The sequence below is a fragment of the Dyella sp. genome, assembly GCF_035685805.1.
GTDB lineage: Bacteria > Pseudomonadota > Gammaproteobacteria > Xanthomonadales > Rhodanobacteraceae > Dyella_A.
This window is the reverse complement of sequence record NZ_DASSAB010000017.1, coordinates 78,961-104,931: the sequence shown is the minus strand read 5'-3', so window position 1 is coordinate 104,931 and position 25,971 is coordinate 78,961. Positions and strand designations below refer to the sequence as shown.

Genomic DNA, 25,971 nt, shown 5'->3' with positions numbered 1-25,971 from the left:
GCTGGCGGGTTCTTTCATTCCGGGGCTCCGCCAACACCACGTGTGCATGCGTTCCACTGCGGTGGTCCCAGCGAAAACGGGCGACACATCCACGGAAAGGATCGTCTGGATCATGACGAAACTGATGAAGCTCGCCGGCGTCGCCCTGCTTTCCTTCAACGCCCATACGCAGGCCACTTCGGCGCCCGGGCCCGACGCGTTCGTCCCCCCTGCGTACAAGGTGGTTGAAACCATCAGAGGCGACCTGAACAAGGACGGGCAAGACGATGTCGTTCTTGTGGTAAAGCACACCGATGCCGCAAACATCATCACGAACGATCACGGCAGAGAGGTCGACAGAAACCGCCGGGGTCTGATAATCGCGCTGAGAACTGGCGCCACCTACGTGCTCGCAGTTAGAAATCTGAACTGCTTTTCTTCCGAAAACGAAGACGGCGGTGTCTACTTTCCCCCGGAGCTGAGCGTAAGCATCGAAAACGCCAAGCTGGTCATTGCCTACGGTCATGGCAGATACGGCTACTGGAGCTACACGTTTCGCTATCAAAGCTCCGGGTTCTTCCTGATCGGCTATGACAACAGTGAGAACAATGGCCCGGTCGTCAGGCGCGTCACCAGTATCAACCTGCTTTCGCAGAAAATGGTGATCAGGGAAAACGTAGACGAAGACGCCGACGGTGGCGCAGATCGGTTCAGGGAAACCTGGTCAAGGATCCGGAAATCAAAAGCCGTCAGCCTCGCTGATATCGATGATTTCGATGCATTCTCCGTTGAACAGGAACTTGGCCTCTCACGCTGAACCGCGGGATGAGCTCACCGCTTGGCAGTGCATGGCCAGCCCGGCGGTCACGGCGGCAGGGATGTAAGTGCGGGTCGTCGATGCGTACTGAGTGCCCGCGTCGCTTCCCGGCTTCGAGAACGGCAAAAGAACCACGCGTCGGCAGCTACCGAATCCGCCCGCAAGCGAACGGCAGCTACCCTTGCGCGCGGATCCCCGCCCTTCCCGCGAGGATCTGCGCCAGCACGTCCGGCGCGTACTCGAACGAGTCGTAGTACAGCCGGTCTTCCGGCAGCCCCGCATCGACGAAGCGGTGGCGGGCGATGTCGATCATCGCCGGCGGACCGCTCATGTAGAGGTCGTGGCCGGAGAGGTCTGGATGATCGGTCAGCACGGCGTCGTGCACCAGGCCTTCGCGCGCGCCGGTATCGCCGGCCTCGGAAAGTACCGGAATGAATTTCAGGTCGTGCGCGTCGCGCTGCCAGCCCTCGGCCAGCGTGCGCAGGTAGAGGTCGCCGCGCTGGCGCGCGCCCCAGTAGATGCGCATGGGGCGACGCGTACCCAGCGCGAGGAAGTCCTCGACGATTGCCTTGACCGGCGCAAAGCCGGTGCCGCCGGCCATGAAGATCATCGGCCGCTCGGAATCCTCGCGCGGTACGAACGTGCCCAGCGGGCCCTCGATGCGAAGCGTGTCGCCGACCTTCGCCCGCTCGCTCACCCATGAGGTGAAACCGCCGCCACTGACATGGCGCACGTGCAGTTCCAGCGCGCCATCCGGCGCCGGGCCATTGGCGATGGAAAACGGCCGACGCTTGCCGTCTTCCAGCAGCACGTCCAGGTACTGCCCGGCGAGGTAGCGCAGCGGACGTTCGCCAGCCGCTGGAAGCAGGCGCAGGCCGATCACCTCGGGCGCGAGCTGCTGCCGTTGCGCGATCACCACGTCGAGCGCACGGCGGGGCATGTCCTCCACCGAGGTGATCTCCCGCGCGACGATGGTGAGATCGCTGGCTGGCACCGCCTGGCACAGCAGCACGGCATGGTGCGCGCGCTCGTTGGCATCCAGCGCCAGCGGCGGCTGGTGCGGGTAGGTGACGCGGCCGTCCACCAGCAGTGCCTTGCAGCTGCCGCACACGCCCGAGCGGCACGAGTACGGCAGCGCAATGCCGGCGCGCTGCGCGGCATCGAGCACGGTCTCGCCCGGCTGCCCCGCGAAGCGGTGGCCGGTGGCCTGGAGGGTGATGGTGAACACGGTGCGATTGTCGCCGCGACGGGAGTGCGCAGACAATGCGGGTTCGCCTTACGAGTAGCAAGCATGAGCATCTGGAAGCAGGACACCGACCTGGCCCGCGTCAACGGCTGGTGCAACAACACCATGATGGAAACGCTGAGCATCGCGATCACCGAGATCGGCGACGACTACCTGCGCGGCACCATGCCGGTGGATCACCGCACGCACCAGCCGTTCGGCCTGCTGCACGGCGGCGCCTCGGTGGCGCTGGCCGAGACGCTGGGATCGACCGCGGCCATGCTGACGCTGGACCCGGCGCAGGAACTCACCGTGGGGCTGGACATCAACGCCAACCACATCCGCGGCGTGCGCAGCGGCACCGTCACCGGCACCGCGCGACCGCTGCACATCGGACGCACCACGCAGGTGTGGGAGATCCGCATCGAAGCCGGTGACGGCGCGCTGGTGTGCATCTCGCGGCTGACGATGGCAGTGGTACCGGCGCGGGTGATAGGGGCCAAGGGGTGATGACAGCCCGGCCGACGGCCTTGCTCGCCCGCGCCGCGGCGGGGAGCAGGCGATGAGCGACGAAGCCCCGTACGCCGGGCTCACGCCCGACCTCGTGCTCGATGCCGTGGCTGCCTGCGGCCTGTGGCCGGATGGCCGCCTGCTGGCGCTCAACAGCTACGAGAACCGCGTGTGGCAGGTGGGCATCGAAGACGCCGCGCCGGTGATCGCCAAGTTCTACCGGCCGGCCCGCTGGAGCGACGAGGCGATCGGCGAGGAGCACGCCTTTGCGCAGGAGCTGATGGACGCCGAGCTGCCGGTAGTGGCGCCGCTACGCTTCGGCGGCCATAGCCTGCTGCAGCACGGCGGTTACCGCTACGCGCTGTCGCCGCGCCACGGCGGCCGCGCGCCGTCGCTGGAATCGCGCGAGCAGCTTGAATGGCTGGGCCGGCTGATTGCCCGCATCCATAGCGTGGGTGCGCGCACGCCGTTCGGGCATCGCGGCCGTCTCGACCGCGCCACGATGGTGCTTGGCCCGGTGCAGGCCGTGCTCGATTCCAGCCTGCTGCCGGGCACGCTGGCTGGCCACTACCGGGCCGCCAGCACGCGACTGGATGACGCCATCGCACGGCGACTGGACGCGGTAGGCCCGGTGCACACACTGCGCCTGCACGGCGACTGCCACCCCGGCAATGTGCTGTGGACCGACGCCGGCCCGCATTTTGTCGATCTCGACGACGCGCGCGCCGGCCCCGCCGTGCAGGACCTGTGGATGCTGGCCAACGACGAGGCGGCCATGCGCGCCCTGCTTGACGGCTACACCACCATGCGCGACTTCGACCACACCGAACTGGCGCTGGTACCCGTGCTGCGCGCGATGCGCCAGCTGCACCACGCCGGCTGGATCGCCCAGCGCTGGCACGATCCGGCGTTCCCGCTGGCGTTTCCGTTCGCCGCCGAGCCGCGCTGGTGGGAGCAGCACATCGCCGACCTGCACGAACTGGCCGACGATCTGGAATGATGCGCGGCCCTTGAAACCCTCGACACCCCTGCTTCGGAGCACTGCATGCGTTCGTTTTTGTTTCGCCTGATCGGCATCCTCGAAATCGCCGGCGGCTTTCTCGGCGTGGTGGCGAGCGTTCGCCGGCTGCTGCCGCTGGGCTCCACCGCCAGCGCACTGATGGCGTTGATCTCGCTGGCGGTGTTCGGCTTCATCCTGGTGGCCGGCGTACTGCTGGTGGAAGGCAGCGAGCGCGGCGTGTCGCTCTCGCGCGTGGCGCAGCTGCTGCAGCTGCCGCTGCTGGCCACGCCTGCGCTGAGCTATGCGTTGCACGCGGGCGGCTTCGTCAATGTATTCGCCATCGTGCATGGCAGCGTGCAGCTCGGGCTGGACTACCGCATCGGCAGCCATGGTTTCGTGCTCGCCGTGGCCGGTCCGGCGGTATGGCATATCGGCCTCAACCTGCTGGCACTGCTGTCGTGGCTGGTGCTCAGGCTGCGCTGATTCGACGGAGGCAAGACCATGGCAAGACCGAACTACATCGAGCTTCCCGCGGCCGACCTGGCCGCCGCGAAGGCCTTCTACGGCGAGGCTTTCGGCTGGAGCCTCGCCGATTTCGGCCCCAGCTACGCAGCCACCACCACCGGCGATGTGGACGTCGGCCTGCAGGGCGACGCCAGCGAAGCGCCCGCGGCGCCGCTGCCGGTGATCCAGGTGGACGACCTGGACGCGGCACTGGACGCCGTCGTCGCCGCGGGCGGCCGGATCGTGCGACCCACGTTCGCGTTCCCCGGCGGGCGCCGTTTCCACTTCCGTGATCCGCACGGCAACGAGCTGGCGGTAATGCAGGCCGACTGAGCACCCGCGACATGCCGCTTGCTGCCAACGCGCGGCGCCGGCGGCCGGCGCGCAGCCGGTAGAATGCGGCGATGAACGCACCGACCAACCCGCCCGCCACTCCCGCCGAACTCCCCGTCATCCGCCTCAAGTCCGATCGCTCCCCGGGTCATCCGTGGGTGTGGTCGGCGCAGGTCTACAAGCCCGAAGGCCGGCTGCCGCCGGGCAGCGTGGTGGAGGTGCACGACGCGCGCGGGCGCTTCGTCGGCCGCGGCTTCTGGAACGGCCACGCGCGCATCGCGTTGCGGCTGCTATCGACCGATGCCGCCGAGACCATAGACGCCGAATGGATCGCCGCGAAGATCGCCCGCGCCGTGCAGCTGCGCCGCGAGCTGCTGCAGCTCGATGCGGTGAGCGACGCCTGGCGCGTGGTGCACAGCGAGGGGGATGGCCTTTCCGGGCTCATCGTCGATCGCTACGCCGACATCCTGGTGGTGGAGTATTTCGCCGCCGGCATGTGGAAATTCCGCGAGGCGATCCACGCCGCGCTGCAGACGCACTTTCCCGGCGCGCGCATGGTGTGGTTCGCCGAGAGCCACGTGCAGAAGCAGGAGTCGTTCGACTGCCGCAGCGGCGAGATGCCCGCGCCGGTGGAAGTGCACGAGCATGGCCTGCGCTTCCACGCCGCGCCGGGGCTGGGCCACAAGACCGGCTTCTTCGCCGACCAGCGCGACAACCGCCAGCGCTTCGCCCAGCTCGCCAAGGGCCGCCGCGTGCTGGACCTGTGCTGCAACGCCGGCGGCTTCGCGGTGCACGCGATGGCGGCCGGCGCACGCGAGGCGGTGGGCGTGGACATGGATGCCGGCATCCTGGAGATCGCCCGCGCCAACGCCGCGGCCAACCACGTCGACGTGACGTTCGAGCAGGCCGACATCTTCGACTGGGTGCGCGCGGCGGTGGCGCGCGGCGAGCGCTACGACGCGGTGATCCTCGACCCGGCCAAGCTCACCCGCGACCGCTCCAAGGTGATGGACGCGCTGAAGAAGTACTTCGCGATGAACCGCATGGCGCTGGACATCATCCCGCCCGGCGGCCTGCTGTTGACATGCTCCTGCACCGGCCTGGTGAGCGAGGCGGATTTCCTGGAGATGCTGCGCCGGGTGGCGCTCAACGCCGGCCGAGAGATCCAGGTGCTGGACGTGCGCGGCGCCGGTGCCGACCACCCCTTCCGCACCGACGTGCCCGAAGGGCGCTACCTGAAAGCGGTGTTCTGCCGCGTGGAGTGAGCCCTCTGCGCGGCTCACGCCGGCTTGACCCGGCATCCGCACACTCGGCGCATGCCCGCCCGCCCCCCTGCTGTACCCCCGACCACCGACGATGACCTGCTGCGCGACGTGCGCGATGCGGGCCTGATCTATGTAAGCGACGAGCAGCCGGGCATCCTCCGCCAGCGGCGCGGCAAGGGCTTCAGCTATCGACACGCAAGCGGCGAACGGGTGACCGACGAGGCCGTGCTCACGCGCATCCGCTCGCTGGCCATTCCGCCGGCATATGTGGACGTGTGGATCTGCCCGCATCCGCGCGGACACCTGCAGGCCACTGGACGCGACGCCCGCCAGCGCAAGCAGTACCGCTACCACCCGGACTGGCGCGAGCTGCGCGACGGCGGCAAATTCAGCCGCCTGCTTGACTTCGGCGAGGCGCTGCCGCGGCTGCGGCGCCACGTGCGCACCGACCTGGCCCGCTCCGGCCTGCCACGCGAGAAGGTGCTGGCGCTGGTGGTGCGGCTGCTGGACGACACGCTGATCCGCATCGGCAACGACCGTTACGCGCGCGACAACAAAAGCTTCGGCCTCACGACGCTGCGCTCCCGCCACGTGCAGGCCGAGCGCGGGCGGCTTCGCTTCGCCTTCCGCGGCAAGAGCGGCCAGATGCGCGAACTGGAGCTCAGCGACAAGCGCATGGCGAAGATCATCCGCCGCGTGCAGCAGCTGCCGGGCCAGCGGCTATTCCAGTATCTGGACGAGCACGGCGAGCGGCAGCCGATCGACTCGGGCATGGTCAACGACTACCTGCGCGAGGCCAGCGGTGGCCATTTCACCGCCAAGGATTTCCGCACCTGGGGCGGTACTGTGCAGGCGATTGGAGTGATGGCGACCACGCCGCTGCCGGAGACCGGCGGCGAACGGGCCCAGCGCAGCGCGATCGCTGCCGGCGTGAAGCGCGTGGCGGGGATCCTGGGCAACACGCCGGCGGTGTGCCGCGCCTCGTACGTGCATCCACAGGTATTCGAGGGCTGGCTGGACGGCAGCCTGCACAAGGCGGTGCCGGCGCGGGTCGCCACGCATCCCAGGCAGCTGGAGCAGTACGCGCTGCGCTGGCTGAAGAAGCGCCTGCGCGCGACAGCCAAGACCTCCGCGCCGGGCAGGCAGCGTCGCAGCCGCTGAGCCGGCACCGCGTAAACTGGCGGGCAGATCTCACAGGATGCCTCCATGCCCGCTTCCCCATGGCTGTTTGTCGTGCTCGTCGTCGCCGTGCTCGCGGTGCTCGCGCTGCAGGTGGCGCTGCTTCTGCGCGACCGCGGCGACGCCGGCCTCACCGCCCGGCTTGACGCGCTCAAGGACGACGGCGAGCGGCTGCAGCGCACCCTGCGCGAAGAACAGCGCGCCGGCCGCGAGGAGCTGCAGCAGGGCTTCGACCGCTTTCGCGTGCATGTGGGCGAACAGCTCGGCGGCGCCGCGCAGCAACAGGCAGAGCGGGTGGACGGCTTCGGCCAGCGGCTGAGCCAGCTGACCGAACGCACCGACACCGGCCTGCAGGCGCTGGCGCAGCGCCTGGCCACCGACGCCCACCGCAGCCGCGAGGAACTGACCCTGGCGCTGACCCGCTTCGGCGAGCAGCAGCAGCAGCGCCTGGCCGCACTCACCGCCGATAATGAAAAGCGCATGGGCGAGGTGCGCGCCACGCTGGAAGCCAAGCTCGGCGCCATGCAGGCGGACAACGCGGCCAAGCTCGAACAGATGCGCGCCACCGTCGACGAGAAACTGCAGAGCACGCTGGAGACACGGCTGGGCCAGTCGTTCGCGCTCGTTTCCGAGCGGCTCGAGGCGGTGCAGCGCGGACTGGGCGAAATGCAGAACCTGGCTACCGGCGTGGGCGACCTGAAGCGCGTGCTGACCAACGTGAAACGCCGCGGCATCCTCGGCGAGGTGCAGTTGGGCGGATTGCTGGAGGACCTGCTCACCAATGAGCAATACGTTGCCAACGTGGCCACCGTGCCCGGCAGCAGCGAAAGGGTGGAGTATGCCATCCGCATGCCAGGGCAGGAGGACGGCGAAAACGTCTACCTGCCGATCGACTCCAAGTTCCCGGTGGAGGACTACCAGCGCCTGCTCGAGGCGCAGGAAGCCGCCGACGCCGACGGCGCCGCACAAGCCGGGCGTGCGCTCGAGGGGCGTGTGCGCGAGGAGGCCAAGCGCATCAAGTCCAAGTACGTGGCCGCGCCGCATACCACCGATTTCGCGGTGCTCTTCCTGCCCACCGAGGGACTTTATGCCGAGGTGTTGCGCCGGCCCGGCCTGTTCGAAAGCCTGCAGCGCGACCACCGGATAATGGTGGCCGGCCCGACCACGCTGAGTGCGCTGCTCAACAGCCTGCAGATGGGTTTTCGCACGCTTGCCATCGCCAAGCGCAGCAGCGAGGTATGGACGCTGCTGGGTGCGGTGAAAAGCGAGTTCGGCAAGTTCGGGCTGGTACTGGAGAAGGCCGAGCGTCAGCTCAACACGGTCAGCAAAAGCATCAGCGACGCGGGCAAGAAGACCCGCACCATCGAGCGGAAGCTGCGCGGCGTCGAGTCATTGTCGAGCGACGCGGCGCAGGATCTGCTCGGCGACGCACTCTTCCTGCCCGACGACGACGCCGAGGGTGATGAAACCGAATGACACCTGTGGATGCGGCCTGCCGAGTGCAGGGGCAATGCGCCACGGATGACGCGGCCCGGGTGCAACCCCAAGATTCAGCGCTTCCACTGGAAGACTTCTTCCACGCCCGCGCCGAAGGCATGAGCGATGCGAAACGCCAGTTCCAGCGACGGCGCGTACTTGCCCGCTTCCAGCGCAATGACCGTCTGCCGCGTGATGCCGCAGGCATCGGCCAGCGCCTGCTGGGTCATCTCGCCGTGTTCGAAGCGGAGGCGACGGATCGCGTTCTCGACCGGCGTGCCGGCCGCACTCAATGTCGTTCTTTCCAGTAGGCCAATCCGGTCACCAAGTACTCCAGCAGCGACGAGGCGATCACGCCAGCCATCAGCAGGTTGGAGAGAACCATCGGCCGGGCCCAGCGCAGGTGGTCGAGCGGCGTGAAGGCAAACATCACAGCCAGGGCAATCACCAGCACTACCAGGGCGCAGCGCGCCCATCCGCTCGCGCGCGCCTGGATCGCCCGGTCGCGCTCATCCTGTTCCACCGCATCGCGCCAGTGCTGGCGCAACACAGCCATCACCACCAGCCAGCCGACGATAAGAAACCCGATGTGCCGGCCGATGCGCGAGGCCTCCGGCGCCATGCTGCCGTCGACGTCCACCATCAGCGAACTGCGGCTGGCGAAGTAGATCAGGATCGCAGCGGTGAACAGCAGGCCGATCCATGCCTGCTGTTCACCTGGCGAAGCGCTGGCGAGCGCTTCGCCGCCCGCATCCGGCTGTACCCGGCGGCGCAACGTCGACCACAGCAGGTACCAGACGGTCCACGACGCGGCGAGCAGTGCCAGCCCGCCCGGCCAGCCGAGGTCGATGTCCGGCAACACGAACAGCACGTAGAACGCCAGCACCGACAGCGGCACCAGGATGAATAGGCGGACAGTTCGGCTCATCATGTTCACTCCATCGGACATAATGTAATTTAAAGCATACATAAAGTGCGGTAAACATGACTTTTGCCGCATCAGCGCTTGATCGTGCCCAGCTCGCTGCAGGCGGCCTCCGCTGGCCGACGGCTCGCAGTTCAATGAGCACACCCTGCCGCGGTGGTGCCCGCATGGAGGATGCAGCGGTGTGCTCCATGCATCCAGCGCGTTACGCCCCACGTATGCGTTGGACCACCGCATCGGGCGTTGGCGCGTGCAGTCGCGCCATACCGTTAAACTCCCTCTGATTTTTTGCAGGAACCGGCATGAGCGACATCTCTCCCAAGCACGACGTCACCCGCGAGCAGGCCGAAGAGGCCGTGCGCACGCTGTTGCGCTGGGCCGGTGAGGACCCGGCGCGCGAGGGGCTGCTGGACACGCCCAAGCGGGTGGTGAAGGCCTACGGCGACTGGTTCTCCGGCTACGCCGAGGATCCGGCCGAGTACCTCAAGCGCACCTTCAAGGAGGTCGAGGGCTACGACGAGATGGTCGTGCTGCGCGACATCGAGTTCGAGAGCCACTGCGAGCACCACATGGCGCCGATCATCGGCCGCGCCCACGTCGGCTACATGCCGACCAACCGGGTGGTTGGCATCAGCAAGCTGGCACGCGTGGTGGAGGGCTATGCCCGCCGCTTCCAGGTGCAGGAAAAGATGACCGCGCAGATCGCCCAGTGCATCAACGAGACGCTGCAGCCGCGCGGCGTGGCGGTGGTGGTGGAAGCCAGCCACGAATGCATGACCACCCGCGGCGTGCACAAGCGGGGCGTGTCGATGGTGACCAGCCAGATGCTCGGCTCGTTCCGCGAGGATCCGCGCACCCGCGGCGAGTTCCTGCAGTTCATCGGAGTGCGCCGCGATCGCTGAGCGTCGCGCCGTCGCAGCTGCCATCGTGCTGGCAGTTGCCGCTTCGGCGTCTGCATCGCCGGCGCACGCACAGGAAACACGCGCGGCCTACCTGCGCCTGTTCGACCAGAACGGCGACGGCCGCGTCAGCGAGCAGGAATACGTGGACCGGCTCAGTGCCGGCTTTCTCGCCATGGATCGCGACCACGATGGCACCCTGCAGCCGTCCGAACTGCCCGGCGGGCGCGGCCGGGCGGTCTCGCTGGACGGCCACCAGGACAACCTGCGCCGGCAGTTCCGCAAGCTCGACCGCGACGGCGACCACCTGCTCAACGCGGCCGAGCTGACGCAGCCGCCGCGCTAGCGGGTCAGTCCGCAGCTCGCCCCGCCGTCCGGCCGCTTGAACAACGTTGGCGCGCACCGCCGCACCGCCATCGAGGCGTCGCCCGTGCTCGTGCCGATCCGGGCCTGCCGCCCGGCGCGCGCGCGGGTACACTCGCCGCTTCGTCTACCGGAGTGGCGAACGCGTGGTCTCCCCCCAGAACAGTCCCGGCGCACCGCGCCGCGCCGCCCTCGCCTTCATTTTCATCACCGTGCTGCTGGACATGCTGGCCTTCGGGATCATCATCCCGGTGCTGCCGCACCTGATCGAGCAGCTGATCGGCGGCGGTACCGCCAGCGCCGCGTGGTGGGTAGGCGTGCTGAGCACGGTCTTCGCGATCACCCAGTTCATCTTCTCGCCGATCCAGGGCGCGCTGTCGGATCGCTTCGGGCGGCGACCGGTGATCCTGATTTCCAACTTCGGCCTGGCGATCGACTTCTTCGTGCTGGCGCTGGCGCCCACCCTGTGGCTGCTGTTCGTGGGCCGCACGGTGATGGGCATGACCGCGGCCAGCTTCAGCACCGCCAATGCCTACATTGCCGACATCACGCCGAAGGAAAAGCGTGCCGGCGCCTACGGGCTGCTCGGCGCGGCCTTCGGCGTGGGATTCGTGCTGGGGCCGGGGCTCGGCGGCTGGCTCGGCGCGATGCACCTGCGCCTGCCGTTCTACGTGGCCGGTTCGCTGGCGCTGTGCAACTTCCTCTACGGCCTGTTCGTGCTGCCCGAGTCGCTGCCGAAAGAACGCCGCAGCGCGCGCTTCGAGCTGCGCACCGCGCACCCGGTTGGAGCGCTCAAGTTGCTGCGCCGCACGCCGCGACTGCTCGGCTTGGGGGTGACCAGCTTCCTGGTGTTCCTGGCCCACTACGCGCTGCAGATCACCTTCGTGCTGTACGCGGACTACCGCTACCACTGGGGCCCGCAAGCGGTCGGCCTGGTGCTGATGCTGGTGGGCGCCTGCGACGGGCTGGTGCAAGCGCTGCTGACCCGTCGGCTCACGCCGCGCTTCGGCGAGCGGCCGGTGCTGCTGTTCGGCATGTTCTGCGGCATTGCCTCGTTCACCCTGATGGGCTTTGCCAGCGTGGGCTGGGTGTTCCTGCTGGGCATTCCGCTGATGGCGCTGTGGGGGCTGTCGAACCCGCCGCTGCAGTCGATGATGACCCAGCTGGTGGAGCCGTCCGAGCAGGGGCGCCTGCAGGGCGCCAACACCTCGCTGGGCAGCTTCGCCGGCATCTTCGGGCCGTATCTCTTCGCGCAGGTGTTTGCGTGGTCGATCGCACCGGCGAGCCGGGTGCACGTGCCCGGCGCCGCGTTCCTGTTGGCGGCGGGCCTGCTGGCCGGGGCGCTGGTGGTCGCCGTGCGGGTGACCCGTCGCCATGCCGGCGGGGGCGAGCCTGCGGAGCCGGCCGACCCGTGTCACCAATCCCATGCCGCGGCGCTGCATGTGGCCCCCGCGCCGGAACCCCTTTCTCCCCAACCGTCGGAGCAGCACCCATGACGCTTTCCATGTACCAAGCCGCCGTACCCGTCGCCGCGCGGGCGCTGGACAACCTCGCCGCCGTGCTCAGGAAGGGCCACGCCCACGCCCAGTCCAAGGGCGTGGAGGACGCCACGCTGCTGCAGACGCGGCTCATCCCGGACATGCTGCCGCTGGTCAAGCAGGTGCAGATCGCTTGCGACATGGCCACCCGCGGCGTCGCCCGGCTGGCCGGCGCGGAGCCGGCTTCGTTCGAGGACAACGAGGTGACTTTCGAGCAGCTCTACGGCCGCATCGAGCGGGCTATCGCGTACATCAAGGGCTTCACCGCCGAGCAGATCGACGGCAGCGAAAGCCGCGCCATCCACCTGAAGATGCGCAACGGCGAGATGCATTTCCAGGGGCAGGACTACCTGCTCGGGTTCGTGCTGCCCAACCTGTACTTCCACTGCACCACGGCCTACAACATCCTGCGCGAAGCGGGCACCGACATCGGCAAGCAGGATTTCATCGGGCGCGACTGAGCCTTCCGCCCCGGCAGCCACGCCGCCGGGGCAGCGCAGGTGACGCGCTGGTCACTGCCGGTGCACTTCCTGGCCGAAGGTGACGCAGCGCGTCAGTCCCTGTGCCGCATCGGGCCGCGCATGTAGCAAACCGGCCGGCGCGGGGCCCGGTTTTTCGCCCGGGGCACAACCGCGATGGCCGCCCGGAGCCCCTGCTGGCGCAGGCGGGCACGGCCCCACGCGCGCCGAAAAGATGCCTTGCTGAAGCCCGCCAGGCGCCGATACATCGGCGACAACCCTTGCGGCACAAGCATTCGCGCACGCTCGCACGCCGCCGCCGACGGTGCAGCCAACACCGGCCGGTCGGCAGTCGCCGCCGACAGTCGTACGCATGCTGCACAGCGAAAACAGTGCGCACCGGCAGCGGGGCCCCACGTATCGCTGGAACTGTGATGCAGCGCCCACAAACACGGCGCCTGCTGGCGCGCGGCCTGCATCCCCTGGCACATACCCCAAGGCGGCTCCCCTCCCCATGTCGACCACCGCCCGTTGTCTCACCTCCCCATTTGCGCGTCTGCCCCGCGAGGCCGTAGCCATGAGCGAGATCATCGAGTACGTCATCGTCGGCGGCCCCCAGCACGGCCTGATCTGCCGTCATCCGGTGCCTTCGGTGCCGGCCGACGCCATCGCCATCTCCAGCAACGACGGCCAGCTCTGCCGCGTCGCCGCCCGCCGTCGCGCCAGCCATGCCGGCACCCGGCTGTTGTTGCTGCACCCGCAGGCGACCGGCGAACAGTTCCGCACCCTGCTCGCGGCGTGATCGCCGCTTGAGCCTCGTTTTTCAGCCCCCGGCGGGGCCAGTACCCCCAACCCCCGCTGGCTCCGCCGGGCGCTGACTTTTTTCTGTACTGCCGCGAGGCCGCGTTCGCGCGACCCGCCTTGTTCGTGCCGGGCGCGGCCCGGACAATGGCGCGATGACCATCCTGACCCGGCCGACCCGTGGCCGCGCCACCGAGCGCCCCTACGCATGCTGCGACTGACCGACCTCAAGCTGCCGCTGGATCACAGCGGCGCCGACCTGGAACAAGCGATCCGCTCGCGGCTCACGCTCGGCAAGGACGAGCTGCGCGGCTTCGCCGTGACCAAGCGCAGCCACGACGCGCGCAAGCGCGGCGCGATCGCCTTGATCTACGCGCTGGATGTCGAAGTGGCCGACGAAGCGGCCGTGCTGGCGCGCTTTGCCACCGATGCCCACGTTCAACCCGCACCGGATACGCGCTACCGCTTCGTCGCCCGCGCGCCGGCGCCGCCGACGCACCGGCCGATCGTGATCGGGCTGGGGCCGTGCGGCCTGTTCGCCGGATTGCTGCTGGCGCAGATGGGCTTTCGCCCGATCATCCTGGACCGCGGCAAGGCGGTACGCGAGCGCACCAAGGACACCTGGGACCTGTGGCGCAAGCGCAACCTGCATCCGGAGTCGAACGTGCAGTTCGGCGAAGGCGGCGCGGGCACCTTCTCCGACGGCAAGCTGTACAGCCAGATTCGCGATCCCCAGCACCACGGCCGCAAGGTGCTGGAGGAGTTCGTGAAGGCCGGCGCGCCGGAAGAGATCCTGTGGATCAACAAGCCGCATATCGGCACGTTCCGGCTGGTGACGATGGTCGAGCACATGCGTGGCACGATCGAGTCGCTGGGCGGCGAGATCCGCTTCCAGCAGAAGGTGGACGACCTGATCCTGGAGGCCGAAGGCAGCGATCGCCAGCGCATTCGCGGCGTGGTGCTCGCCGGCGGCGAGGAGATCCGCAGCGACCACGTGGTATTGGCGGTGGGCCACAGCGCGCGCGACACCTTCGCCATGCTGCACGCCCGCGGCGTCTACGTGGAGGCCAAGCCGTTCTCGATCGGCTTCCGGGTGGAGCACCCGCAGTCGATCATCGACCGCGCCCGCTTCGGTCCGCAGGCCGGCCATCCGCTGCTGGGCGCGGCGGATTACAAGCTGGTGCACCACGCCACGGGTAATCACGCCGGCAACGGCCGCGCCGTGTACAGCTTCTGCATGTGCCCGGGCGGCACCGTGGTGGCGGCGACCAGCGAGCCCGGCCGCGTGGTCACCAACGGCATGAGCCAGTACTCGCGCAACGAGCGCAACGCGAATGCGGCGATCGTGGTGGGAATTGACCCGGCCGACTTCGCGCCCTTCGACGACAGCGGCAGTCCGCTGGCCGGCATCGCCCTGCAGCGCGCGCTGGAGAGCCGCGCCTACGTGCTGGGCGGCGAGAACTACAACGCGCCGGGCCAGCTGGTGGGCGATTTCCTGGCCGGCCGCGCCTCGCGCGAGTTCGGCGAGGTGCTGCCCTCGTTCAAGCCCGGCGTCACCCTGGGCAGCCTGGACAGCGCCCTGCCCGACTACGCGATCGCCGCGATCCGCGAGGCGATGCCCGCATTCGAACGCCAGATCAAGGGCTTCGCCATGCACGACGCGGTGTTCACCGGCGTGGAGACGCGCACCTCCTCGCCCATCCGCATCAAGCGCGACGACACACTGCAGAGCCTCAACACCACCGGCCTGTACCCGGCCGGCGAAGGCGCCGGCTACGCCGGCGGCATCCTCTCGGCCGGCGTGGACGGCATCAAGATCGCCGAAGCGGTGGCGCGGAGCATGGTGGGCGGCTGATCGGCAAGCATTTCAACTTGCAGGTTGAAATGACGATATTCAATCTGTAGATTGAAACCTGAGTAATCAACTCAGGAGTTGAATCATGCTCGCCACCCCGATCCGCCTGCCCGCCCAGCTCGGCGTACTGCTGCGCAACGCGCGGTTGAGCCGCGGCCTCACGCAGGCCGACGTGGCCAAGGAACTGGGGATCACCGCGCAGGCCCTGTCGAAACTGGAGAGCAACGCCGCCAAGGCGTCTTTCGAACGCGTCCATCGGCTGTGCCAGGTGCTGGGGCTCGAACTGCTGCTGCAGGACAAGCCCGTCATGAACCTGCGCGACAGCGCCGCGCCGCAGTGGTAGCCATGACGCGGGCTCTCGCTCTCGACATCTGGATGAACGGCGCCTTCGTCGGCACCTGGGAGCGTCCGCGCAGCGGCGCCGATCGCCTGACCTACGAGGCCGACTGGATCGCCTCGCCGCTGGGGCGTCCGCTGTCGCTCTCGCTGCCGTTCGGGCTGGCCACCGGGCGCAGCGGCGACAGCCACCGCGTGCTCCGCGGCGAGAAGGTGGCCTGGTACTTCGAGAACCTGGTGCCGGACAACGACCGCATCCTGCAGCGGTTGCGCGAGCGCTACGGTGCGCGCTCCATCGCGCCGTTTGATCTGCTGGCGGCGATCGGGCGCGACTGCGTGGGCGCCATCCAGCTGGTGCCCGCTGGATCGGAGCCGGGAGATATTCGACGCATCGACGCCGAGCCGCTGGACGAGGCCGGGGTCGCGCAGGTGCTGCGCCACACCACCGTGGCCCGGCTTCCCGGCGAGCGCATGGACGACGACGCGTTTCGTCTCTCCATCGCCGGCGCGCAGGAAAAAACCGCGCTGCTGCACCACCGCGGCCAGTGGTGCATTCCGCACGGCGCTACGCCGTCGACCCACATCTTCAAGCTGCCGCTGGGCCTGGTGGGCAACGTGCAGGCCGACATGCGCCAGTCGGTGGAACTGGAGTGGCTGTGCATGGAGCTGGCGCGCGCGTTCGGCCTGCCGGTGGCGAACGTCGACATCGGACACTTCGAAGACCAGAAGGCCCTGATCGTGGAGCGCTTCGACCGAATCAAGGCCGCCGACGGCGATTACTGGCTGCGGATTCCGCAGGAGGATTTCTGCCAGGCCAGCGGCCTGCCGCCCGACCGCAAATACGAGAGCGACGGAGGTCCGGGCATCGCCGCGATCATGGACATCCTGCGCGGTTCGGAAGACGCCGCAGCCGATCGCGTGCGCTTCTTCACCACCCAGGTGCTGTTCTGGATGCTCGCGGCCACCGACGGCCACGCCAAGAACTTCAGCCTCACCCTGCTGCCCGGCGGTCGATACCGGCAGACGCCGCTGTACGACATTCTCTCGACCTATCCCGTGCAGGGACGCGGCGCCAACCGGATGGATCCGCGCAAGGCACGGCTGGCGATGGCCGTGACGGGAGAGAACCGCCACTACCTGCTGCAAGACATCCACCGCTGGCACTGGGTGGGCATGGCCGAGCGCCTGGGCCTTCCCGATGGCGCCGAACCGATCATCAACGACCTTGTCGAGCGCGCTCCCGAAGCGCTACATGCCGTCGCCTCGCGCCTGCCTCGGGGCTTTCCAGGTGAACTTTTCGATAGCGTCAGCGCGGGCGTGATGGCCGCCGCCAAGCGCCTCGGCAAAGAGCCCGACCGCCGCTCGACCGGAGGGCGTGGCGCCGGATCGACCCGCGCACATTGAGTCCACTCCGCGCAGCGCCATATCAGGGAAATCCCCACTTTGCGGACGACCCCATGACCGAGCCCCAGGCCCTGCGCATCGATTTTGTTTCCGACGTCTCCTGCCCCTGGTGTGCGGTGGGGCTGGCTTCGCTGGAGCGTGCGCTGGACGCGCTCAAGGACGAGGTGCGCGCAGAGATCCATTTCCAGCCGTTCGAGCTGAACCCGCAGATGCCGCGCGAGGGCGAAGACGTGGGCGAGCACATCGCGAAAAAGTACGGCATGAACAGCACCCAACTGGCGCAGAACCAGGAGGCGATCCGCCAGCGCGGTGCGGCGGTCGGGTTCACTTTTGCGAATCAGGACACGCGGCGCATCTACAACACCTTCGACGCGCACCGGCTGTTGCACTGGGCCGAGGGCAGCGGCCACCAGCACGCGCTCAAGCGGGCGCTGCTGACGGCGTATTTCACCGACGGGCGGGATGTGGGCGACCGCGATGTGCTGGCGCAGGTGGCCGGCTCCGTAGGGCTGGACATCGACGAGGCGCGGGCCGTGCTCGACAGCGACCGCTACGCGGCGGACGTGCGCGGACAGGAGCAGTTCTTCCAGCGCGCCGGCATCCACTCGGTACCGGCGATCATCATCAACCGCCAGCACCTGATCTCCGGCGGCCAGCCGCCGGAGGTGTTCGAGCAGGCGCTGCGCGAGCTCGCCACACGGTCGTGAGCGGCCACGCGCGTGCTCAGCGCCTGCCGTCGTCCCAGTGCGTCGGCGGGTGCGGCCGGCCGAGCAGGTAACCCTGGCCCATTTCGCAGCCCATGCCGCGCAGCAGCTCGCGCTGCGCCGGGGTTTCGATGCCTTCGGCAATCACCTGGATTTCCAGCGCGTGCGCCAGCGCCAGGATCGCCTCGACCACGGTGGAGCTGTTGGTGTTGCCGCCGTCCATCGCGTGGACGAAGCTCTGGTCGATCTTGAGCAGCCGCAGCGGCAGCGAGTGCAGGTAGTTGAGCGAGGAGTAGCCGGTGCCAAAATCGTCCAGCGCTGCACCGACTCCTGCCTGGCGCAACCGCTCGAGCGTGGCCCGCACCTGGTCGGGATCGTCCAGCAGCGAGCCCTCGGTCACCTCCACGATCACCCGCGATGGTGCCAGCCCGGTCCGCGCCACCATCGCCAGCAGACGCTGGTCGAAGTCGGCATGGCGCAGGTGCAGGGCCGACACGTTGAAGGTGAGAAAGCCCTCGCGGTCCGGCAGCTTCACCAACGCCACGCAGGCCCGCTCGAACAGCTGCCAGTCGATTGCCTCGATCTGGCCGCAGTCCTGCGCCACCTTCACGAATGCGCCGGGCGTGAGCAAACCGCGCTCGGGGTGGTGCCAGCGCAGCAGCGCCTCGTAGCCCACCCGTTCGCCCGAGTCGAGCCGGCAGATCGGCTGCAGATAAGGCTGGAATTCGTCGTGCTGCAGGGCGTGGCGCAGCTCGTTCTCCATGCCCAGTTCGTCGACCAGGTTGCTGGCCAGCGCGTCGTCGAACATCTCGTAGCGCTTGCGCCCGAGCTCCTTGGCCCGATACAGCGCGATGTCGGCGTCGCGCAGCAGCTCGTCGGCATGTGCGTAATGCCGCTCGCCCAGCGCAATGCCCAGGCTGGCGCTGGGTTGCAGCTCGCGCCCGGACACCGGCAGCGGCTGGCCCAATGCCGCCAGTACGCGTTCGGCCACGCGGCAGGCGCTGGTGGCATCCTCGACCTCGGAGAGCAGGATCGCGAACTCGTCGCCTGACAACCGGGCCACCACGTCCGGCTCGCGCACGCAGCTCTGCAGCCGCCGCGCCACCTCCTTCAGCACCTGGTCGCCGGCGAGATGGCCGAGGCTGTCATTGATCACCTTGAAGCGGTCCACATCGATATACAGCAGCGCACAGCGCCTGGCCGGCTCCGAGCGGGCAGCCGCCAGCGCGTGCTCGATGCGTTCGCGCAGGTGGTCACGGTTCGGCAGGCCGGTAAGCGGGTCGTGCATCACCTGGTGACGCAGCTGCTGCTGCGCACGTTCGCGCTCGGCGATCTCCTTGCGCAGCGCGCGGGTGCGCTCATGCACGCGCTGCTCGAGTTGCGCGTAGGCGTGCTGCAGCGCATCGGAGACGCGCCGGCGCTGCAGGCTGGTCGCGATCTGCGAGGCGACGAAACCGAGCAGCTCCTGCTCGGCCTCGCCGTAGGTGACCTGGTCGGTGTAGCTCTGCACGGCCACCAGCCCGATCGCGCGCTGGCCATCGCGCAGCGGCACGCCCAGCCAGCATATCGACGGCGTGCCGGTGGAATGGGCATCGATGTCGCCGCGCCGGATCATCGCGTCCATGGTGGCCCGATCGACCACCAGCGGCCCGCGCGTGAGCACGTATTCGCTCAGGCCGCCGCCAAGCGGCCGGTCGGTGTACGCCTCGCCGGTGATGTCGACCGCGTAGGGGAAGCTCAGCGCGCCGCGTGCCTCGTCGACCAGGCCGATGAAGAAGTTCCGGGCGCTGATCAGGCCGCCCACGATGGCGTGCACCTGCCGGTAGAAGGTGTGCTGGTCGATGTCCGCGGTGGCCAGCTGGGCGATCTGGAACAGTGCCGCCTGCAGGCGCTCGGCGCGCTGACGTTCGGCGACCTCCTGCTGCAGCCCGCGGTTGAGATCGGCCAGCTCCAGCGTGCGCTCACGCACGCGCTGCTCGAGATCGTCCTTGCCCTGCTTGCGCTCCAGCGCGGTGAGGATGTGGCTGCCGACGTACTGCAGCAAGGCGCGATCCTCCGCGCTGTAGCGGATGCCCTCGGCGTAGGTCTGCACCACCAGTGCCCCGTGTGCCTCGCCATCGCGCATCATCGGCACGCCCAGCCAGTCCAGGCTGCTCGGTCCGACCATCCGGTAGCTGCCGTCCAGCTGCGCATCGAGCTCCTGCGGCGTGCCCATCAGCGGCTGGCCGCGGGTCAACACGTGCCAGGTGAGGGTGCCGTGCCAGCGCATCGCCGGCAGCTCGGTGTCGCCGGGGCCATCGTCGTCGCGGGTATCGGCGTAGTAGAGGAAGCGCATCGCGCCACGGGCCGGATCGTGCCGCACGATGAAGAAGTTTTCCGCGTACATCAGCGTGCACACGATCGCGTGGATGCCGCGCAGCATCTCGGGCATGTCGCGGTCCGAACCGGACAGATCGGAAATGCTCAGCAGCGCGCGCTGCAGGGTCTGCGAACGCTCCAGCTGGTCGTGCGAGCGCTGCAGGTCGCTCAGCTCGAGGGTGCGCTGCAACTGGCGCCCGGCCAGCTGCAGCAGCGGCAGCGGCAGATGGCGGTCAGGCGCGAACTGGGCCACGGCCGGCCCGTCCAGTTCCACCAGCAATACCGCGCTGGCCGGATGGCACAGGCGGCAGGCCAGCAGCGCCAGCGAGAGCTCCACCTGCGGGGTGTCGGTGTCCAGCGCCCGGTTCACCAGCGCCAGTTCGGCGGCGCGCAACGGCCGTGTCGGTCGGGTCTCGGGCATGCGGGTACCCGGCAGCCACCACAGCACCGTGGCCGAACGACACGTCGGAGCCACCTCCACCATGTCCACCACCACGGCAGCCACCGCGGCGGGACTGGATGCCTCCAGCAGCCGCTCGAGCCATGCCACCGGGCTGACCGGCGCGGGGAGCGGCGTCGGGTCGCGCACCAGCGGCTTCGTCATCGTGCCATGCATGTCCCCACCCCCCATGTGTGCGGCGCCGTGCAGGGTGATGTGGTGTGATCCGATAAACTGGTGCGTCGGACGGTCCCCGCGGGGCAGCCGCTGTCCCGCCCCAACCCAACGTATCGACCGCCCGCCCCAGAGCTTTACCGCCGTGCTCAGCGACGCCACCAAAGAAGCCATTCGCGCTGCCTACACCCGCCTGAAGGACGGGCTGCCGGGCTTTCGCGCGCGCGCATCGCAGGGCCGGATGATCGCCGAAGTCGCCAAGGCGCTGGCCGAGGAAGGCGGCGCCGCGGTGATCGAGGCGCCCACTGGCACCGGCAAGTCGATGGCCTACCTGATCGCCGGCCACGCCGTGGCGCGGGCGCAGAAGAAAAAGCTGATGATCGCCACCGCCACCGTGGCGCTGCAGGAGCAGCTGGTGCGGCGGGACATTCCGCTTTACCTGTCGCTCAACGGCATCGAGGCGAAGGTGGCGCTGGCCAAGGGCCGCGGCCGCTACGTGTGCCCGCGCAACCTGCTGATGGCCGGCAACAGCCTGGCCGCCGAGTCGCAGGTGGGGCTTGGCTTCGACACCGACCTGGCGCTGTGGACGCGCCCGCCCGACGCACGCGACAAGGCCGCGCTGGGCAAGCTGCTCACCGCACTGGACACCGGCAGCTGGGACGGCGACATGGACGCCGCGCCCGAGCCGGTCGGCGACATGGTGCGCGGCATGATCACCACCAGCGCCGGCGGCTGCACCGGTCGCCGCTGCGCGCAGTTCATGGGCTGCCCGTTCTTCGCCGCGCGCCGCGCGGTGGCCGACGCCGAGATCATCGTGGCCAACCAGGATCTGGTGCTGGCCGACCTGACCATGCCCGGCGCGGAGGAAGACAGCTGGGGTGGCGTGATCCTGCCCAAGCCGGACGAGACGCTGTACATCTTCGACGAGGGCCACCACGTCGCCGCCAAGGCGATCGACCGAGGCACCGCCGAGGTCTTCATGGGCGCTGCGGTGCGCCAGTTGAGCCGGCTCGGCCGGCAGGTGCACGCGGCCTACTCGCTCACCGACAAAGAATCGCTGGGCAAGCTCGGCCTCGACCAGGGCGACGAGAAACTGCAGGAACTGAGCAACGCTCTGGAGGAACTCGAGCGCGAGATCCGCCTCGGCTGGGTACCCGACCCGGGCGAGAGCGAACCGATGTATCGCGGCTCGATGGGCCAGCTGCCGGAAAGCTGGGTGGCGCATGCGGGGGTTTTGGCCGTCCATACGGCCGAGGTGCAGCGCTGGCTCAACGCGGTGCGACGCGCCGTGCTGGAAATGAGCGAGGGCGGCCCGACGCAGGAGGCGCTGTCGCGCGAGCTGGGCATGGCGCTGGAACGGCTGGAGAAGCAGTCGCGCTGCTGGCGCGCCTGGTCCAGCCCCGACCGCGAACACGCCCCGCCGCTGGCGCGCTGGGTCACCCTGGCCAACGACCAGCAGCTGGTGTGTCACGCCTCGGCGGTGTCGGCCGCGGGCATGCTGCGCAGCGTGCTGTGGGGCAACGCCAGCGGCGTGGTGATGACCTCGGCCACGCTGAGCGCCGGTGGCAATTTCCGCCATTTCGCCGATGCGGTGGGCCTGCCCGATGAAGCGGTCACGCTGAGCCTGCCCTCGCCGTTCGACCTCGCCGCCCAGGCGCGGCTGGAAGTGCCGGCCATGCGCACCTTGCCGGACGCCCGCGACGCGCACGCCGAGGAGGTGGGCGAATGGCTGGCCGAAAACCTGGACTGGGACGCCGGCAACCTCGTGCTGTTCACCTCGCGCATCAAGCTCGATCGCGTGCTGCAGAAGCTGCCGATCGCGATGGTGCGCAAGGTGCGCGCGCAGGGTTCGCTGGGCAAGTCGCAACTGGTCGCCGAGCACTGCGCCGACATCGACGCCGGCAAGGGCAGCACGCTGTTCGGGCTGGCCTCGTTCGGCGAAGGCCTGGACCTGCCGGGCAAGTTCTGCGAGACGGTGGTGATCACCCAGCTGCCGTTCGCCGTACCGACCGACCCGGTCGGCGCCACCTACGCCGAGTGGCTGGAATCGCGCGGCCGCAATCCCTTCATCGAAGTGACCATTCCCGAGGCCACGCGGCTGCTGATCCAGTACTGCGGCCGCCTGATCCGCAACGAGACCGATCGCGGCCGCATCGTGCTGCTGGATCGCCGGGTGGTGGTGAAGCGCTATGGAGAGCGCATGCTGCAGGCGCTGCCGCCGTTCGAGCGGGTGATCGAGCGCGCTGCGTGAGTGCCGGCCGTCTCCTGCGTGCGGATCAACTGCAGCCGGTGCCGTGGCGCAACGGCCAGGGCGTGACCCGCGAGATTGCCGTGATGTCGCCGGGCGCGGGCATGGACGATTTCCTCTGGCGCGTGAGCCTGGCCGACGTGGTCGGCGCCGCGCCGTTCTCGCGCTTTCCCGGCGTGGACCGGACCATCGTGCTGATCGACGGGGCCGGCTTCCACATGACGCTGGACGGCGCGCAGGGTCACGACCTCACCACGCGGTGCGCGCCGTTCGCCTTTCCCGGCGAGGCCGAGGTAGCGGTAGCGCTCGCCGGCGGCGCCACGCGCGATTTCAACCTGATGCTGCGGCGTGGCCGCGCCGAAGGCGGCGTCGAGGTGTGGCGCGATCCGGGCCGGCAGGCTGGCACCGCCGACATGGTGCTGCTTTACGCCGTGCGGGGGCCGATCGTCACGTCCGCCGGCACGCTCGCCGCGGGCGACAGCTGGCTGCCCGGGGCCACCCGTGGCGAGGTGGTGCTGGAGCCTGGTGCGGTGGCGTTGGTCGTGCGGGTGCGCTGCATGGAGTGAACCCGGCACCGGCCCCTGCACCCGGCACGTGCCTCGATCCCCCGCGTTGTGCAGTCGATGGTCGTCACCGCGACGCCTATACTCGCCGCACCACGCGCGGAGCGATGCCCATGGCGATGCTGATCCTCGGCCTGCTGCTGTTCCTCGGTGTGCACTCGATCCGGGTGTTCGCCGACGCCTGGCGGACGCGGCGGATCGGCCGCCTCGGCCTTAAACGCTGGAAAGGGCTGTATGCGCTGGTGTCGATCGCCGGCTTCGTGCTGCTGGTGTGGGGTTTCGGCCTGGCGCGCCAGCACCCGGTGGTGGTGTGGGTGCCGCCGCTGGCGCTGCGCCATCTCAATGCGCTGTTCACCCTCGTCGCCTTCGTCCTGCTGGCGGCGGCCTATGTGCCGGGCAATGCGATCAAGGCGCGGATCGGCCACCCGATGCTCGCGGCCGTGACGCTGTGGGCGCTGGGCCATCTGCTCGCGGCCGGCATGCTGCACGACGTGCTGCTGTTCGGCGCGTTCCTGCTGTGGGCGGTGGTGGATTTCATCGTGTCGCGGCGCCGCGACCGGGTCGCGGGCGTTACTCATCCGACGGGGCCGGCGGTGCGCACGGTGTTGACGGTAGTGATCGGCGTGGCGGCCTGGGCGCTGTTCGCGTTTGTGCTGCATAGGCCGCTCGTTGGGGTGAGTCCGTTCGGCTGAGGGCGTATCCTGCCTACTCCCCTACCGCCCCACGCGAGGTGCGCCATGGTCGGCTTTCTGCTTTGGTTGCTGCTGCTGGTGTTCTGCTGGCCCCTCGCCCTGCTGGCGCTGGTGCTCTATCCGGTGGTGTGGCTGATCTCGCTGCCGCTGCGGCTGGTCGGCATCACGGTCGGCGCGGTATTCGCCACCCTGGGCGCCATGCTGATGCTGCCCGCACGCCTGCTGCGGGGCCGCGCCACGGCCTGATCGATGCTGCCTGACTCGCCGGCCTGCGTGCGCAACCGCGGGCCGATCCTCGAGGTGTTGCAGCACGGGTTCGCCGATCGCCAGCGGGTGCTCGAGATCGGCAGCGGCACCGGCCAGCATGCGGTGCACTTTGCTGCCGGCCTGCCCCGGCTGGTCTGGCAAAGCAGCGACCGCGAGGAACACCTCCCCGGCATCCGCGCGTGGCTGGCCCACGCGTCGCTGCCCAATACCCCCGCGCCGCTCGCGCTGGATGTGGACGGGCCGTGGCCTGCCGGCCGCTACGACGCGGTTTTCAGCGCCAACACGCTGCACATCATGGGCTGGCCGCAGGTTCAGCGGCTGTTCGCCGCGCTGCCCGGCGTCACCACTGCCGACGCGCGGCTGGTGATGTACGGGCCCTTCAACGACGCCGGCCGTTTCACCAGCGAAAGCAACGCAGCATTCGACGCCGCATTGAAGGTACGCGACCCGCGCATGGGCATCCGTGACTGGCAGGCAGTGGATGCGCTCGCCATGGCGTCCGGGTTTGCGCTGCAGGCGAGGCTGCCGATGCCGGCCAACAATGCGTGCCTGGTGTGGCAGCGTGGCGCAACCATCGCGGACGCTGGCTCGTATCTGCCACGGTAGGACGCGTCGCTCGCGTTCGCATCCGCCCGTCCTGTCCAGAGGTTGCTGCATGAGCCGGTTTGCTTTTCCTTCCCTCGCGGTGCCGCTCAGCGCGGCCATGGCCGCGACGCCCCGGCGCGAGCCAGCGCCGATGCAGGCCGTACCGCAGCTGCCGCTGGAACGGCTGGCCGGCGCATGGCACGAGATAGCCCGGCTGCCCTCGCCGCTGCAGCAGGCGGACGACAAGCACATCACCCTGCGCTTCGAGGTCCTCGGCGACGGTGCGCTGCAGGTGGAGCGCCGCAGCCAGCAGCGCGATGGCACCCCGCACATCCGGCAGGCCGCGGTGCGCCGACGGCATCCGATCGAGGAGCCGGGGCAGCTGGAGTTCGCCAACGTGCCGGCGTGGCTGCGCTGGTGGTCCGGCGCCTGGAGCGAGCGCTGGGTGCTGGCACTGGCGCCGGGCGGGGAGTGGATGATGCTCGGAGCACCCGATCGCGACCAGCTGTGGCTGCTCGCGCGCGAGCCGACCATGGAACGCAACGTGCTGGAGACGCTCAAGGCGAAGGCACGCGGGCTGGGCTACGATCTGGCACCGCTGATCATCAGCGGCCAGTTGCGCAGCTTCCAGCCGCTGTAGACGGCAGGTCCACCACCGATCGGAGCGTTCGCCGTGCGTGTTTCCACCCAAGCCCGGCCCTGCCCGTGCGGCCGGGGCGACGACTACGTCCGCTGCTGCGGCCCGTTGCACGAGGGAGCGCCGGCGGAGAGTGTCGAGCGGCTGATGCGCTCGCGCTACAGCGCCTACGTGCTCGAACACGAGGCTTACCTGCTGGCGACCTGGCACGCGAGCACCCGCCCGGCCGCGCTGGGGCTTGCCGCGGCCAACCCGGCCCCTTCATGGCTGGGGCTCAGCGTGAAACGGCACGACACCGAGGGAAACCGCGCCGTGGTCGAGTTCGTCGCGCGGGTGCGCTACGGCGGCGGCAGCGCGCAGCGCATGCATGAAACCAGCCGCTTCGTGCGCGAGGACGGGCGCTGGTTTTACGTCGACGGCGACGTCGGAGCCTGAGC

General features: G+C 69.1%; 28 protein-coding genes. 24 read left to right on the top strand and 4 right to left on the bottom strand.

What is annotated here, in order from left to right; translation table 11 throughout:
• The first annotated feature begins 112 nt into the window (after positions 1-112).
• Positions 113-796, top strand: a complete 684-nt coding sequence (locus tag VFG40_RS04185; RefSeq protein WP_324895226.1) for a hypothetical protein — start codon at positions 113-115, stop codon at positions 794-796.
• Positions 797-971: 175 nt separating this feature from the next.
• Here the strand turns inward: VFG40_RS04185 and VFG40_RS04180 are convergent, their stop codons facing one another.
• Positions 972-2,060 (bottom strand): 2Fe-2S iron-sulfur cluster-binding protein, encoded by a 1,089-nt coding sequence (locus VFG40_RS04180; protein ID WP_414649241.1) that lies wholly within the window; start codon positions 2,058-2,060, stop codon positions 972-974.
• Positions 2,061-2,087: 27 nt separating this feature from the next.
• Here VFG40_RS04180 and VFG40_RS04175 point away from each other — a divergent pair, with 27 nt between their 5' ends.
• From VFG40_RS04175 to VFG40_RS04145, 7 genes are all read left to right on the top strand, one after another.
• Positions 2,088-2,531 (top strand): hotdog fold thioesterase, encoded by a 444-nt coding sequence (locus VFG40_RS04175; protein ID WP_324895224.1) that lies wholly within the window; start codon positions 2,088-2,090, stop codon positions 2,529-2,531.
• Between the two features lie 52 nt (positions 2,532-2,583).
• A complete protein-coding gene (locus VFG40_RS04170) occupies positions 2,584-3,531 on the top strand; it encodes a serine/threonine protein kinase (protein WP_324895222.1) in 948 nt (315 codons plus the stop codon).
• A gap of 45 nt (positions 3,532-3,576) precedes the next feature.
• Positions 3,577-4,014, top strand: coding sequence for a hypothetical protein (locus VFG40_RS04165; RefSeq protein ID WP_324895220.1), 438 nt, complete (start codon positions 3,577-3,579; stop codon positions 4,012-4,014).
• 18 nt (positions 4,015-4,032) lie between these two features.
• The gene (locus VFG40_RS04160; protein WP_324895218.1) at positions 4,033-4,368 is read left to right on the top strand and encodes a VOC family protein; all 336 of its coding nucleotides are present in this window, start codon (positions 4,033-4,035) and stop codon (positions 4,366-4,368) included.
• 71 nt (positions 4,369-4,439) lie between these two features.
• Positions 4,440-5,633, top strand: coding sequence for a class I SAM-dependent rRNA methyltransferase (locus tag VFG40_RS04155; protein ID WP_324895216.1), 1,194 nt, complete (start codon positions 4,440-4,442; stop codon positions 5,631-5,633).
• Between the two features lie 51 nt (positions 5,634-5,684).
• Positions 5,685-6,794 (top strand): DNA topoisomerase IB, encoded by a 1,110-nt coding sequence (locus tag VFG40_RS04150; RefSeq protein ID WP_324895215.1) that lies wholly within the window; start codon positions 5,685-5,687, stop codon positions 6,792-6,794.
• Positions 6,795-6,839: 45 nt separating this feature from the next.
• Positions 6,840-8,288 carry a DNA recombination protein RmuC gene (locus VFG40_RS04145; protein WP_324895213.1) on the top strand — a complete coding sequence of 483 codons (1,449 nt, stop codon included), beginning with the start codon at positions 6,840-6,842 and terminating at the stop codon, positions 8,286-8,288.
• Positions 8,289-8,362: 74 nt separating this feature from the next.
• Here VFG40_RS04145 and VFG40_RS04140 read toward each other — a convergent pair whose 3' ends face one another.
• Both VFG40_RS04140 and VFG40_RS04135 read right to left on the bottom strand, forming a co-directional pair.
• Complete coding sequence (locus VFG40_RS04140) at positions 8,363-8,581, bottom strand: helix-turn-helix transcriptional regulator (RefSeq protein ID WP_324895211.1); 219 nt, start codon at positions 8,579-8,581, stop codon at positions 8,363-8,365.
• Entirely contained in the window at positions 8,578-9,216 is a 639-nt protein-coding gene (locus tag VFG40_RS04135) for a hypothetical protein (protein WP_324895209.1), read from the bottom strand. The genes VFG40_RS04140 and VFG40_RS04135 overlap by 4 nt, the downstream gene beginning before the upstream one ends.
• A gap of 299 nt (positions 9,217-9,515) precedes the next feature.
• Here VFG40_RS04135 and folE point away from each other — a divergent pair, with 299 nt between their 5' ends.
• The 9 genes from folE (at position 9,516) to VFG40_RS04090 (ending at position 17,574) form a co-directional block, all read left to right on the top strand.
• Complete coding sequence (gene folE / locus VFG40_RS04130) at positions 9,516-10,115, top strand: GTP cyclohydrolase I FolE (RefSeq protein ID WP_324895207.1); 600 nt, start codon at positions 9,516-9,518, stop codon at positions 10,113-10,115.
• 25 nt (positions 10,116-10,140) lie between these two features.
• Positions 10,141-10,458, top strand: a complete 318-nt coding sequence (locus VFG40_RS04125) for an EF-hand domain-containing protein (RefSeq protein WP_324895205.1) — start codon at positions 10,141-10,143, stop codon at positions 10,456-10,458.
• A 163-nt stretch (positions 10,459-10,621) separates the two neighbouring features.
• The gene (locus tag VFG40_RS04120) at positions 10,622-11,971 is read left to right on the top strand and encodes a TCR/Tet family MFS transporter (protein ID WP_324895203.1); all 1,350 of its coding nucleotides are present in this window, start codon (positions 10,622-10,624) and stop codon (positions 11,969-11,971) included.
• On the top strand, positions 11,968-12,474 hold the full coding sequence (locus VFG40_RS04115; RefSeq protein ID WP_324895201.1) for a DUF1993 domain-containing protein: 507 nt from the start codon (positions 11,968-11,970) through the stop codon (positions 12,472-12,474). Before VFG40_RS04120 ends, VFG40_RS04115 begins: the two co-directional genes overlap by 4 nt.
• Positions 12,475-13,048: 574 nt before the next feature.
• Positions 13,049-13,273, top strand: a complete 225-nt coding sequence (locus VFG40_RS04110; protein WP_324895199.1) for a hypothetical protein — start codon at positions 13,049-13,051, stop codon at positions 13,271-13,273.
• Between the two features lie 207 nt (positions 13,274-13,480).
• On the top strand, positions 13,481-15,127 hold the full coding sequence (locus tag VFG40_RS04105; protein WP_324895197.1) for an NAD(P)/FAD-dependent oxidoreductase: 1,647 nt from the start codon (positions 13,481-13,483) through the stop codon (positions 15,125-15,127).
• A gap of 85 nt (positions 15,128-15,212) precedes the next feature.
• A complete protein-coding gene (gene relB, locus VFG40_RS04100; RefSeq protein WP_324895195.1) occupies positions 15,213-15,470 on the top strand; it encodes a type II toxin-antitoxin system RelB family anti-toxin in 258 nt (85 codons plus the stop codon).
• 2 nt (positions 15,471-15,472) lie between these two features.
• Positions 15,473-16,867, top strand: a complete 1,395-nt coding sequence (locus tag VFG40_RS04095; protein WP_324895193.1) for a type II toxin-antitoxin system HipA family toxin — start codon at positions 15,473-15,475, stop codon at positions 16,865-16,867.
• Positions 16,868-16,920: 53 nt separating this feature from the next.
• Positions 16,921-17,574, top strand: a complete 654-nt coding sequence (locus tag VFG40_RS04090) for a DsbA family oxidoreductase (protein ID WP_324895191.1) — start codon at positions 16,921-16,923, stop codon at positions 17,572-17,574.
• A 16-nt stretch (positions 17,575-17,590) separates the two neighbouring features.
• Here VFG40_RS04090 and VFG40_RS04085 read toward each other — a convergent pair whose 3' ends face one another.
• Positions 17,591-20,533 carry an EAL domain-containing protein gene (locus VFG40_RS04085; protein WP_324895189.1) on the bottom strand — a complete coding sequence of 981 codons (2,943 nt, stop codon included), beginning with the start codon at positions 20,531-20,533 and terminating at the stop codon, positions 17,591-17,593.
• A 154-nt stretch (positions 20,534-20,687) separates the two neighbouring features.
• Here VFG40_RS04085 and dinG point away from each other — a divergent pair, with 154 nt between their 5' ends.
• The 7 genes from dinG to VFG40_RS04050 all read left to right on the top strand — a co-directional run bounded on the left by dinG (position 20,688) and on the right by VFG40_RS04050 (position 25,969).
• Complete coding sequence (gene dinG / locus VFG40_RS04080) at positions 20,688-22,793, top strand: ATP-dependent DNA helicase DinG (protein ID WP_324895187.1); 2,106 nt, start codon at positions 20,688-20,690, stop codon at positions 22,791-22,793.
• Positions 22,790-23,356: a HutD/Ves family protein gene (locus tag VFG40_RS04075; protein ID WP_324895185.1), complete on the top strand. Its 567-nt coding sequence runs from the start codon at positions 22,790-22,792 to the stop codon at positions 23,354-23,356. The genes dinG and VFG40_RS04075 overlap by 4 nt, the downstream gene beginning before the upstream one ends.
• Before the next feature lie 110 nt (positions 23,357-23,466).
• Positions 23,467-24,045 (top strand): NnrU family protein, encoded by a 579-nt coding sequence (locus tag VFG40_RS04070; RefSeq protein ID WP_324895183.1) that lies wholly within the window; start codon positions 23,467-23,469, stop codon positions 24,043-24,045.
• 45 nt (positions 24,046-24,090) lie between these two features.
• Positions 24,091-24,291, top strand: coding sequence for a hypothetical protein (locus tag VFG40_RS04065; protein ID WP_324895181.1), 201 nt, complete (start codon positions 24,091-24,093; stop codon positions 24,289-24,291).
• A 3-nt stretch (positions 24,292-24,294) separates the two neighbouring features.
• Positions 24,295-24,918: a DUF938 domain-containing protein gene (locus tag VFG40_RS04060; protein WP_324895179.1), complete on the top strand. Its 624-nt coding sequence runs from the start codon at positions 24,295-24,297 to the stop codon at positions 24,916-24,918.
• Positions 24,919-24,967: 49 nt separating this feature from the next.
• Positions 24,968-25,537, top strand: coding sequence for a lipocalin family protein (locus VFG40_RS04055; RefSeq protein WP_324895177.1), 570 nt, complete (start codon positions 24,968-24,970; stop codon positions 25,535-25,537).
• 33 nt (positions 25,538-25,570) lie between these two features.
• Complete coding sequence (locus VFG40_RS04050) at positions 25,571-25,969, top strand: YchJ family protein (RefSeq protein ID WP_324895175.1); 399 nt, start codon at positions 25,571-25,573, stop codon at positions 25,967-25,969.
• The last annotated feature ends 2 nt before the right edge of the window (positions 25,970-25,971 follow it).

Excerpts from the sequence above, each read along its gene's own strand:
- VFG40_RS04090 (WP_324895191.1), top strand. The coding sequence starts at position 16,921 with ATGACCGAGCCCCAGGCCCTGCGCATCGATTTTGTTTCCGACGTCTCC.
- VFG40_RS04145 (WP_324895213.1), top strand. The coding sequence starts at position 6,840 with ATGCCCGCTTCCCCATGGCTGTTTGTCGTGCTCGTCGTCGCCGTGCTC.
- VFG40_RS04060 (WP_324895179.1), top strand. The coding sequence starts at position 24,295 with ATGCTGCCTGACTCGCCGGCCTGCGTGCGCAACCGCGGGCCGATCCTC.
- folE (WP_324895207.1), top strand. The coding sequence starts at position 9,516 with ATGAGCGACATCTCTCCCAAGCACGACGTCACCCGCGAGCAGGCCGAA.
- VFG40_RS04135 (WP_324895209.1), bottom strand. The coding sequence starts at position 9,216 with ATGAGCCGAACTGTCCGCCTATTCATCCTGGTGCCGCTGTCGGTGCTG.
- VFG40_RS04160 (WP_324895218.1), top strand. The coding sequence starts at position 4,033 with ATGGCAAGACCGAACTACATCGAGCTTCCCGCGGCCGACCTGGCCGCC.
- VFG40_RS04055 (WP_324895177.1), top strand. The coding sequence starts at position 24,968 with ATGAGCCGGTTTGCTTTTCCTTCCCTCGCGGTGCCGCTCAGCGCGGCC.
- VFG40_RS04175 (WP_324895224.1), top strand. The coding sequence starts at position 2,088 with ATGAGCATCTGGAAGCAGGACACCGACCTGGCCCGCGTCAACGGCTGG.
- VFG40_RS04150 (WP_324895215.1), top strand. The coding sequence starts at position 5,685 with ATGCCCGCCCGCCCCCCTGCTGTACCCCCGACCACCGACGATGACCTG.
- VFG40_RS04110 (WP_324895199.1), top strand. The coding sequence starts at position 13,049 with ATGAGCGAGATCATCGAGTACGTCATCGTCGGCGGCCCCCAGCACGGC.
- VFG40_RS04095 (WP_324895193.1), top strand. The coding sequence starts at position 15,473 with ATGACGCGGGCTCTCGCTCTCGACATCTGGATGAACGGCGCCTTCGTC.
- relB (WP_324895195.1), top strand. The coding sequence starts at position 15,213 with ATGCTCGCCACCCCGATCCGCCTGCCCGCCCAGCTCGGCGTACTGCTG.
- VFG40_RS04155 (WP_324895216.1), top strand. The coding sequence starts at position 4,440 with ATGAACGCACCGACCAACCCGCCCGCCACTCCCGCCGAACTCCCCGTC.
- VFG40_RS04170 (WP_324895222.1), top strand. The coding sequence starts at position 2,584 with ATGAGCGACGAAGCCCCGTACGCCGGGCTCACGCCCGACCTCGTGCTC.
- VFG40_RS04115 (WP_324895201.1), top strand. The coding sequence starts at position 11,968 with ATGACGCTTTCCATGTACCAAGCCGCCGTACCCGTCGCCGCGCGGGCG.
- VFG40_RS04065 (WP_324895181.1), top strand. The coding sequence starts at position 24,091 with ATGGTCGGCTTTCTGCTTTGGTTGCTGCTGCTGGTGTTCTGCTGGCCC.
- VFG40_RS04105 (WP_324895197.1), top strand. The coding sequence starts at position 13,481 with ATGCTGCGACTGACCGACCTCAAGCTGCCGCTGGATCACAGCGGCGCC.
- VFG40_RS04165 (WP_324895220.1), top strand. The coding sequence starts at position 3,577 with ATGCGTTCGTTTTTGTTTCGCCTGATCGGCATCCTCGAAATCGCCGGC.
- VFG40_RS04185 (WP_324895226.1), top strand. The coding sequence starts at position 113 with ATGACGAAACTGATGAAGCTCGCCGGCGTCGCCCTGCTTTCCTTCAAC.
- VFG40_RS04085 (WP_324895189.1), bottom strand. The coding sequence starts at position 20,533 with ATGACGAAGCCGCTGGTGCGCGACCCGACGCCGCTCCCCGCGCCGGTC.
- VFG40_RS04070 (WP_324895183.1), top strand. The coding sequence starts at position 23,467 with ATGGCGATGCTGATCCTCGGCCTGCTGCTGTTCCTCGGTGTGCACTCG.